The following is a 7,800-nucleotide window of genomic DNA, read 5'->3' on the forward strand; positions in this document are numbered from 1 at the left end:
GTGAATCAGGCAAGTTGGGAGGCGGTTGCCTTCACAGATTGCCGCGCTGTGCTGTCAGGCGGCCGCTAGCGGCCGCCGCTGCGCCGCTTGTTGAAGACGTCGAACGCGACGGCGAGCAGCAGCACGAGGCCCTTCACGGCCTGCTGCCACTCGATGCCGATGCCCATCAGCGACATGCCGTTGTTGAGCACGCCGATGATGAGACCGCCGATGATCGCGCCGCCGATCGTGCCGACACCGCCCTGCACGGCCGCCCCGCCGATGAAGGCGGCCGAGATAGCCTCGAGCTCGAAGCCGTCACCGGCCTTCGGCCCGGCCAGGTTGAGGCGGGCGGTGAAGATGAGGCCGGCCAGCGCGGCGAGCAGGCCCATGTTGACGAACAGCCAGAAGTCCACCTGACGGGTCTTGATGCCCGAGAGTTCGGCGGCGTGGCGGTTGCCGCCGATCGCGTAGACATGACGACCGAACACCGAACGGTTCTGGATGATGCCGTAGATCAGCACGAGCGCGGCGAGCACGATCAGGGTGATCGGCAGACCCTTCGCCTGCGCCAGCGAGAACGCGAACGCTCCGATCCCGAAGACGGCGAGCCCCATCTTGAGCAGGAACCAGTAGACCGGCTCGACGTCTTGCGCGTAGCTCTGTCGCGCGCGCCGGGTGCGCAGAGACTGCACGACGACGCCGATGATCGCCAGAGCGCCCGCCATCAGGGTGATGATGTCGATGTGCCCGCGCGCGCCGAACGGCACCTCGAGGAAGCTCAGGAACCCGTTGCCGAGGGCGCGGTACTCCAACGGGAACGACCCGATGTTCTGGTTGCCGAGGGTGACCAGTGCGAGCCCGCGGAATATCAACATTCCGGCCAGCGTCACGATGAACGCGGGGATGCCCACGAAGGCGACCCAGAAACCTTGCCAAGCTCCGACCACCGCCCCGACGAGGAGGGCGCCGATGATGGCGAGCCACCAGGGGAAGCCGAGATCGTGGATGAGCACACCCGAGACCGCACCGATGAACGCGGCGACCGATCCCACCGAGAGGTCGATGTGACCGGCGACGATGATGAACACCATGCCGATCGCCAGAACCAGGATGTACCCGTTCTGCACGATCAGGTTCGAGATGTTCTGGGGACGCAGCAACACACCGTTCGTCGTGATCGAGAAGAGCACGACGACCGCGATGAGGGCGACGAAGATACCGTTGCGGCCGAGGTCGGTGACGACGTGGCCGAGCGCCGCCGTGATCCGATTCGGCGGGGGCGTCACCGCCGGGGTACCTGCGGTTCGAGTGGTCGGTTCGGACATCAGCGCGGAGCCTCCATGGTCATGAGCTTGATGAGTGCTTCGGGGGTCGCCTTCTCGATGGGGAGTTCCCCGGTGATTCGGCCTTCGGACAGGGCGTAGATGCGGTCGCAGATGCCGATGAGTTCGGGCAGCTCCGAGGAGATGACGATGATCGCTTTCCCCTCAGCGGCGAGCCGGTTGATGATCGTGTAGATCTCGTACTTCGCACCGACGTCAATGCCGCGCGTCGGTTCATCGAGGATCAGCACGTCGGGAGCGGAGTAGATCCACTTCGACAGCACGACCTTCTGCTGGTTGCCACCAGAGAGTTTGCCGGTCGGCACGAGCACGCTCGGCGCCTTGATGTTCATCTCTTTGCGGTACTGGTTGGCGACCTTGAACTCTTCTCCGTCGTTGACCAATCCGCCGCTCGACAGCTTCTTCAGCGACGCAACGGAGATGTTGCGCTTGATGTCCTCGATGAGGTTGAGCCCGTAGTACTTGCGGTCTTCGGTGGCGTAGGCGATGCCGTGATCGATCGCTTCGGCAACATTGCGGATGCGGATCTCCCGCCCGTTCTTGAACACTTTGCCCGAGATACGGGTGCCGTAGGAGCGACCGAAGACGCTCATCGCGAACTCGGTGCGACCCGCGCCCATCAGCCCGGCAATGCCGACGATCTCGCCGGCCCGCACGGTGAGGTCGACATTGTCGACGACCACCCGGCTCGGGTCTTGCGGGTGGTGGACCGTCCAGTCTTCGACGCGCAGCACCTCCTCGCCGATGTGCGGGGTGTGGTCGGGATAGCGGTGCTCGAGGTCGCGACCGACCATGTCTTTGATGATGCGGTCTTCGGTCACGTCGGTCTTGGCGATCGTCTCGATGGCCTTGCCGTCGCGGATCACCGTCACGCGGTCGGCGACCTTTTTGATCTCGTTGAGCTTGTGGCTGATGATGATGCTCGTGATGCCCTGACCCTTGAGATGCAGGATCAGGTCGAGCAGGTGATCGGAGTCTTCGTCGTTGAGCGCTGCGGTGGGCTCGTCGAGGATGAGCAGTTTGACGCGCTTGCTCAGCGCCTTCGCGATCTCGACCAGCTGTTGCTTGCCGACGCCGATGTCGCGGATCTTGGTGGTCGGGTTCTCGTTCAGCCCGACCCGGGCGAGGAGCTTCTTCGCCTCTTGGTTCGCCTTGTTCCAGTCAATGAGGCCGAAGCGACCCTTCACCTCGTTGTTGAGGAAAATGTTCTCCGCGATCGACAGGTAGGGGCTGAGCGCGAGCTCCTGGTGAATGATGACGATGCCTTCGGCTTCGCTGTCGCGCAGGGTGCGGAAGTTCATCTCGCGGCCCTCGAACACGATTGAGCCGTCATAGCTGCCGTGCGGGTAGACGCCGGAGAGCACCTTCATGAGGGTCGATTTGCCGGCGCCGTTCTCGCCGCAGATCGCGTGTACTTCGCCACGCTCGACCTCGAGGGTCACGTCCTGAAGGGCTTTCACGCCCGGGAACGTCTTGGTGATGTCACTCATCTCGAGGAGGGTGTTCGCCATCGCGATCCGACCAGCTTTCTACAAAAACGACGGTGTTCGGGATACTGCCGGTGGGGGGAGCGTAGCTCCCCCCACCGGCAGTGGTGAAGAGGTAACGGACTTAGCCGTTGATCTCCTCTTCGGTCCAGTAGCCGCTGTCGACCAGCTGCTCGGTGATGTTGTCCGCGACCACGATGTACGGCTCGAGGAGGTAGGAAGGAACAACCTTCACCCCGTTGTCGTACGTCTCGGTGTCGTTGATTTCCGGCTCGTCACCACTGAGGGCGGCGATCGTCATCTCGGCGGCCTTGGCGGCGAGCTCACGCGTGTCCTTGAAGATCGTCGCGTACTGCTCACCCGCGATGATCGCCTTGACACTGTCGAGCTCGGCATCCTGGCCCGAGATGATCGGCCAGCCGGCGCCCAGCGCGTAGCCAGCGTCGGTCAGAGCCGAGATGATGCCACGGCTGATGCCGTCGTAGGGCGACAGCACGGCGTTGACCGTGGAACCGTCGGTGTAGAACTGCGCGAGGATGTCCTCCATGCGGCTCTGGGCGGTTTCACCGTCCCAGCGGAGCGTGGCGACCTGCTCGATGTCGGTCTGACCCGACTTCACGACGAGCGTTCCGTCGTCGATCAGCGGCTGGAGAACATCCATCGCACCGTCGAAGAAGAAGAACGCGTTGTTGTCGTCGAGCGAGCCGGCGAACAGTTCGATGTTGAACGGTCCGGCAGGAGCGTCCGCGATCGGGGTGCCGTCGAGCTCGGTCAGGCCGAGCCCGTTGAGCACCGACCACGCCTGCTGCTGTCCGACCTTGAAGTTGTCGAACGTGGCGTAGTAGCTCACCGCTTCGGTTTCGCGCAGCAGGCGGTCGTACGCGATGACGACGACATCCTGGCTGGCGGCCTCTTCAAGCACGTTGGTGAGGGTGGTGCCGTCGATCGCGGCGACCACGAGCGCGACAGCACCCTTGGTGACCATGTTCTCGATCTGGCTGACCTGGGTCGGGATGTCGTCCTCGGCGTACTGAAGGTCGACCGTGTAACCGGCCTCCTCGAACTGAGCCTTGAGGGCGTCGCCGTCCTGGATCCAACGCTCCGAGGAGCGGGTGGGCATAGCGATCCCGACGAGACCGCCTTCGCCTTCTCCGCCGCCATCTGCTGCCGGGGCGCAGGCCGCAAGGCCGAGCGCGAGGGCAGCAGAAGCGACGACTGCGAGCACACTTCGCATCTTCACTGTGTGATTCCTTTCTGAATGGACGCCATTGTCATTAGTGCAATGTCCGGCTTCGTCCATGAAAGCCGGTCCTCTCGTCCGGGCTGTTGCCCGGTGAGTCCTGTGGTCATGACAGCTCCCCGTCGGGGGTCTGTCCGTAGACGTTTTGGTAGCGCGCGAACAGTCCATCGATCGCGGGGGCGGGAATCGGCAACAGCTCGCCGAGCTGGCGGGCGAGGTGCACGGTGCGCGCCGCATCTTCGACCATGACGGCGGCTTTGACCGCGTCGCGCGCGTCGGAGCCGATCGTGAACGGCCCGTGGCCCTGCATCAGCACCGCGCGCGAGCGATGGCCGGTGAGCGTCGACACGATGCCTTCACCGATCGAGGCGTCCCCGATGACCGCGAAGGGGCCGACCGGAATCTCGCCGCCGAACTCGTCGGCAATCGCAGTGAGGACGCACGGGATGGGCTCGCCGCGCGCGGCCCACGCGGTGGCGTACGGCGAGTGCGTGTGCACGACCCCGCCGACCTGCGGCATGTGCCGATAGACGTGGGCGTGGGCGGCGGTGTCGCTCGAGGGGGACCGGTCGGCGCCGGGGGTGTCAGGGATGACCGCGCCGTCGAAGTCGCAGAGAATCATGTTCGCCGGAGCGAGGTCATCGTACGCGACGCCGCTCGGCTTGATGACGAAGAGGTCGGCTCCGGGCACGCGGGCCGAGACGTTGCCGCCGGTCCAGACGACGAGCCCGTACCGCACGAGCTCGTCGTGGAGGGCTGAGACTTCTTCGCGAACCCGGGCGATGGTGACTTGGAGCTCGGGGGTGAAGTCGGTCGAGGCACCGGGAATCCCCGTGCGCATCGTCTGCCGCTCAACCACCGCTGTGACTCCATCGTCGTTGTCTGACCGTGCTCGCCTCGCGGGCCATGTGACCGGTCACACGAGACGGCTCATGCTAGACACGAAACGGTCACATTCGCAAACCGCTTCCCAGAGTCGTGACCGGAACGTGACCCTTTTCGGGTCAGTTGCGCATCGACTCCGGCGGCGGCGCCGTCGACTGCCGCACGATCAGCTCGGGGACGACGAGGTCGTGATCCGGTGCTCCGCCACGCAACTCCGCGAGCAACAGAGCCACCGCGCGGCGCCCGATTTCGTCGAAGTTCTGGCGAACCGTCGTCAGCGGCGGGGCGAAGTGCGCCGACTCCGGGATGTCGTCGAAGCCCACCAGGCTGATGTCTTCGGGGATGCGCAGCTCCAGCTCGCGACAGGCGTGCATGAACCCCAGCGCCATCTGGTCGTTGCTCGCAAACACTGCCGAGAAGTCGCGAAACCGCAATAGCTCGAGGCCTGCGTAGTACCCGAAGTGCGCGCTCCAGTCGCCGAGGATCGGGGCGCGCGTGCGCAGATCGGCGGCGTTGAGCTCGTCGAGGTAGCCCTGCATCCTCGCCTCGGCTTCGATCCAGTCCTGCGGCCCCGAGATGTGCATGATCTCGGTATGCCCGAGCTCGATCAGGTGCCGAGTGGCGAGCCGAGCGCCCAGCGTCTGGTCGGCCGACATCCCGTGGCCGTCGGCGATGTCGGCGGTCTGCAGGGTGACATACGGCACGTCGGGCGCGATCTCGGCAATCACCTCGAGCACCCGCTGCTGCGGGGCGATCACGACGAGGGCCTCGACGGACTGACTCATCAGATAGTCAAGCGCCGCGCGAATCGACGTCACATCCGTGGTCGCGATTGACGTGACGCTCAACCGATAGCCGGCATCCCGGGCAGCGATTTCGATCGCCGCGATGCTCGTCGCAGGGCCGTACTGAAAACTCTGCGAGGTGAGCACCCCGATCGTGCGCGATCGGCTCGTGACGAGCGCCCGAGCCGCCGGGTTGGGACGGTAACCGGTCTCGGCGATGACCTCCAGCACGCGGTCGCGGGTGGAGTCGCGGATGCTGGGGTGATCGTTGAGCACGCGCGACACCGTCTGGTAGGACACCCCGGCCAATCGGGCGACATCACGGATGTTCGGGGCCCGGCCACGACCCAGTTCGGGGTCGACCCGGTCGGGCGCGTGATCGTTCACATGATGATCTTGCCGCAGAAGGGCAGATTCCCAGTACGACCCCCTAGGCTGTTGACAGCGATCGGCGTCTGCCTTTGGCGAACAAGTGGCCACCACCTGCAACCGGTGGCAGACAATTGGATGGATCGCACATCTCGAACCCCGCCGCCCCGACGGGCGCCGCATCCCTCGGGCCGATCCGTGCCACCTCCCCTCGCACAGCTGCGAAGGTCGATCCGATCCGCCAGTTCACTGCCGTTGCTCACGTCATTCGCGAGTCCGGTCTGCTACGGCGCGCACGCTGGTTCTACCTCACCCTGATGACCGGCCTCGGCCTCGCGCTGGTCGCCTCGGGTGTCGGCTTCGTCCTGCTCGGCGACACCTGGCTGCAACTGTTGATCGCCGCTGCCCTCGGCATCCTGTTCACGCAGTTCGCCTTCGTCTCGCACGAGGCCGCGCACCGGCAGGTGCTCGACTCCGGTCCGGCGAACGATGCGCTGGGCCGACTCGTCGGCACTCTGCTCGTGGGCATGAGCTACTCGTGGTGGATGAACAAGCACACCCGCCACCACGCGAACCCTAACCAGGTTGATCGCGACCCCGACATCGCGGGCAGCATCGTCGCCTTCACCGAAGAGAAGGCCGCGAACGCTCGCGGCTTCCTTGCGTTCGTGAACCGCCGCCAGGGCTGGCTGTTCTTTCCGCTGCTGCTGCTCGAAGGGCTCAACCTTTACGTGCAGTCGTACCAGTGGCTGCTTACCCGACGCGGGGTCAAGGGCCGCTACTTCGAACTCGGGATGATGACGCTCCGGTTCGCGATCGTCTTTGGAGCAGCGTTCTGGTTCCTGCCGCTCGGCTTGGCGTTCGCCTTCCTCGGCGTGAAGATCGCCGTCTTCGGCCTGTACATGGGGGCGGCGTTCGCGGTGAACCATGTCGGCATGCCGATCATCGAACGCGAAGCGAAACTCGACTTCTTCACCAAGCAGGTGCTCACCTCCCGCAACATCCGCGGTGGGTTCTTCGCAAGCGCGATCTACGGTGGGCTCAACTACCAGGTCGAACACCACCTGTTCCCGAACATGGCCCGGGTGCACCTCGCGAAGACGCGGCGCATCGTGCGCGAGCACTGCCACACCCTCGACATCCCCTATACCGAGACCTCGATCCCGGCCGCCTACGTGGCCGTCGTCGGGTACCTCAACCGGGTCGGGCGCTTCGCGCGCGACCCCTTCGCCTGTCCGGTGATCGGTCAATACCGACGCACCTGACCCGGTCAGTTCGACCGGACCCTGGTCACTTCGACCAGGATTTACCGCAGTAGAGAGAAGAACAACATCATGGCAACTGGAACCGTTAAGTGGTTCAACGCCGACAAGGGCTTTGGCTTCATCGCCCCTGACGACGGCACCCCCGACGTGTTCGCGCACTTCAGCGCGATCGCGGGCAGTGGGCGTCGCGACCTCAATGAGGGCGAGAAGGTCCAGTACGACGTCGCACAGGGCCCCAAGGGTCCCCAGGCGTCGAACATCCAGCAGGGCTGATCCTCACCAGGATCGTCCCGCTTACCGAACGAACCCCGTCCACCTCAGTGGGCGGGGTTCGTTCGGTAAGCGGGACGATCCTGGTGAGGGTCAGCCCTGCTGGATGTTCGACGCCTGAGGACCCTTCGGGCCCTGAGCGACGTCGTACTGGACCTTCTCGCCCTCATTGAG

General features: G+C 64.8%; 8 protein-coding genes. 2 read left to right on the top strand and 6 right to left on the bottom strand.

Going from position 1 to position 7,800, the window contains the following annotated elements; genetic code table 11:
• Window positions 1-65: 65 nt before the first annotated feature.
• From mmsB to RMO30_RS01930, 5 genes are all read right to left on the bottom strand, one after another.
• Window positions 66-1,307 (bottom strand): multiple monosaccharide ABC transporter permease, encoded by a 1,242-nt coding sequence (gene mmsB / locus RMO30_RS01910; protein WP_309708781.1) that lies wholly within the window; start codon window positions 1,305-1,307, stop codon window positions 66-68.
• Window positions 1,307-2,836: a multiple monosaccharide ABC transporter ATP-binding protein gene (mmsA, locus tag RMO30_RS01915; RefSeq protein WP_309708784.1), complete on the bottom strand. Its 1,530-nt coding sequence runs from the start codon at window positions 2,834-2,836 to the stop codon at window positions 1,307-1,309. The genes mmsB and mmsA overlap by 1 nt, the downstream gene beginning before the upstream one ends.
• A 100-nt stretch (window positions 2,837-2,936) precedes the next feature.
• Window positions 2,937-4,046 carry a multiple monosaccharide ABC transporter substrate-binding protein gene (gene chvE / locus RMO30_RS01920; RefSeq protein ID WP_397427876.1) on the bottom strand — a complete coding sequence of 370 codons (1,110 nt, stop codon included), beginning with the start codon at window positions 4,044-4,046 and terminating at the stop codon, window positions 2,937-2,939.
• A gap of 112 nt (window positions 4,047-4,158) precedes the next feature.
• Entirely contained in the window at window positions 4,159-4,893 is a 735-nt protein-coding gene (locus RMO30_RS01925) for an L-ribulose-5-phosphate 4-epimerase (RefSeq protein ID WP_309708797.1), read from the bottom strand.
• Between the two features lie 163 nt (window positions 4,894-5,056).
• A complete protein-coding gene (locus tag RMO30_RS01930) occupies window positions 5,057-6,109 on the bottom strand; it encodes a LacI family DNA-binding transcriptional regulator (RefSeq protein WP_309708789.1) in 1,053 nt (350 codons plus the stop codon).
• Window positions 6,110-6,225: 116 nt separating this feature from the next.
• On the opposite strand from RMO30_RS01930, the gene RMO30_RS01935 reads away from it, so the two are divergent.
• Window positions 6,226-7,356: an acyl-CoA desaturase gene (locus RMO30_RS01935; protein ID WP_309708792.1), complete on the top strand. Its 1,131-nt coding sequence runs from the start codon at window positions 6,226-6,228 to the stop codon at window positions 7,354-7,356.
• A 69-nt stretch (window positions 7,357-7,425) separates the two neighbouring features.
• Window positions 7,426-7,629: a cold-shock protein gene (locus RMO30_RS01940; protein ID WP_191284047.1), complete on the top strand. Its 204-nt coding sequence runs from the start codon at window positions 7,426-7,428 to the stop codon at window positions 7,627-7,629.
• Window positions 7,630-7,719: 90 nt separating this feature from the next.
• Here the strand turns inward: RMO30_RS01940 and RMO30_RS13100 are convergent.
• On the bottom strand, window positions 7,720-7,800 hold an 81-nt coding region (locus RMO30_RS13100), incomplete at its 5' end, for a cold-shock protein (protein ID WP_397427877.1).

Source organism: Pseudolysinimonas sp. (genome assembly GCF_031389465.1).
GTDB lineage: Bacteria > Actinomycetota > Actinomycetes > Actinomycetales > Microbacteriaceae > Pseudolysinimonas_A.

Bases quoted from the DNA above. Each gene is read 5' to 3' on its own strand.
- mmsB (WP_309708781.1), bottom strand. From the start codon at position 1,307: ATGTCCGAACCGACCACTCGAACCGCAGGTACCCCGGCGGTGACGCCC.
- mmsA (WP_309708784.1), bottom strand. From the start codon at position 2,836: ATGGCGAACACCCTCCTCGAGATGAGTGACATCACCAAGACGTTCCCG.
- chvE (WP_397427876.1), bottom strand. From the start codon at position 4,046: ATGCGAAGTGTGCTCGCAGTCGTCGCTTCTGCTGCCCTCGCGCTCGGC.
- RMO30_RS01925 (WP_309708797.1), bottom strand. From the start codon at position 4,893: ATGCGCACGGGGATTCCCGGTGCCTCGACCGACTTCACCCCCGAGCTC.
- RMO30_RS01940 (WP_191284047.1), top strand. From the start codon at position 7,426: ATGGCAACTGGAACCGTTAAGTGGTTCAACGCCGACAAGGGCTTTGGC.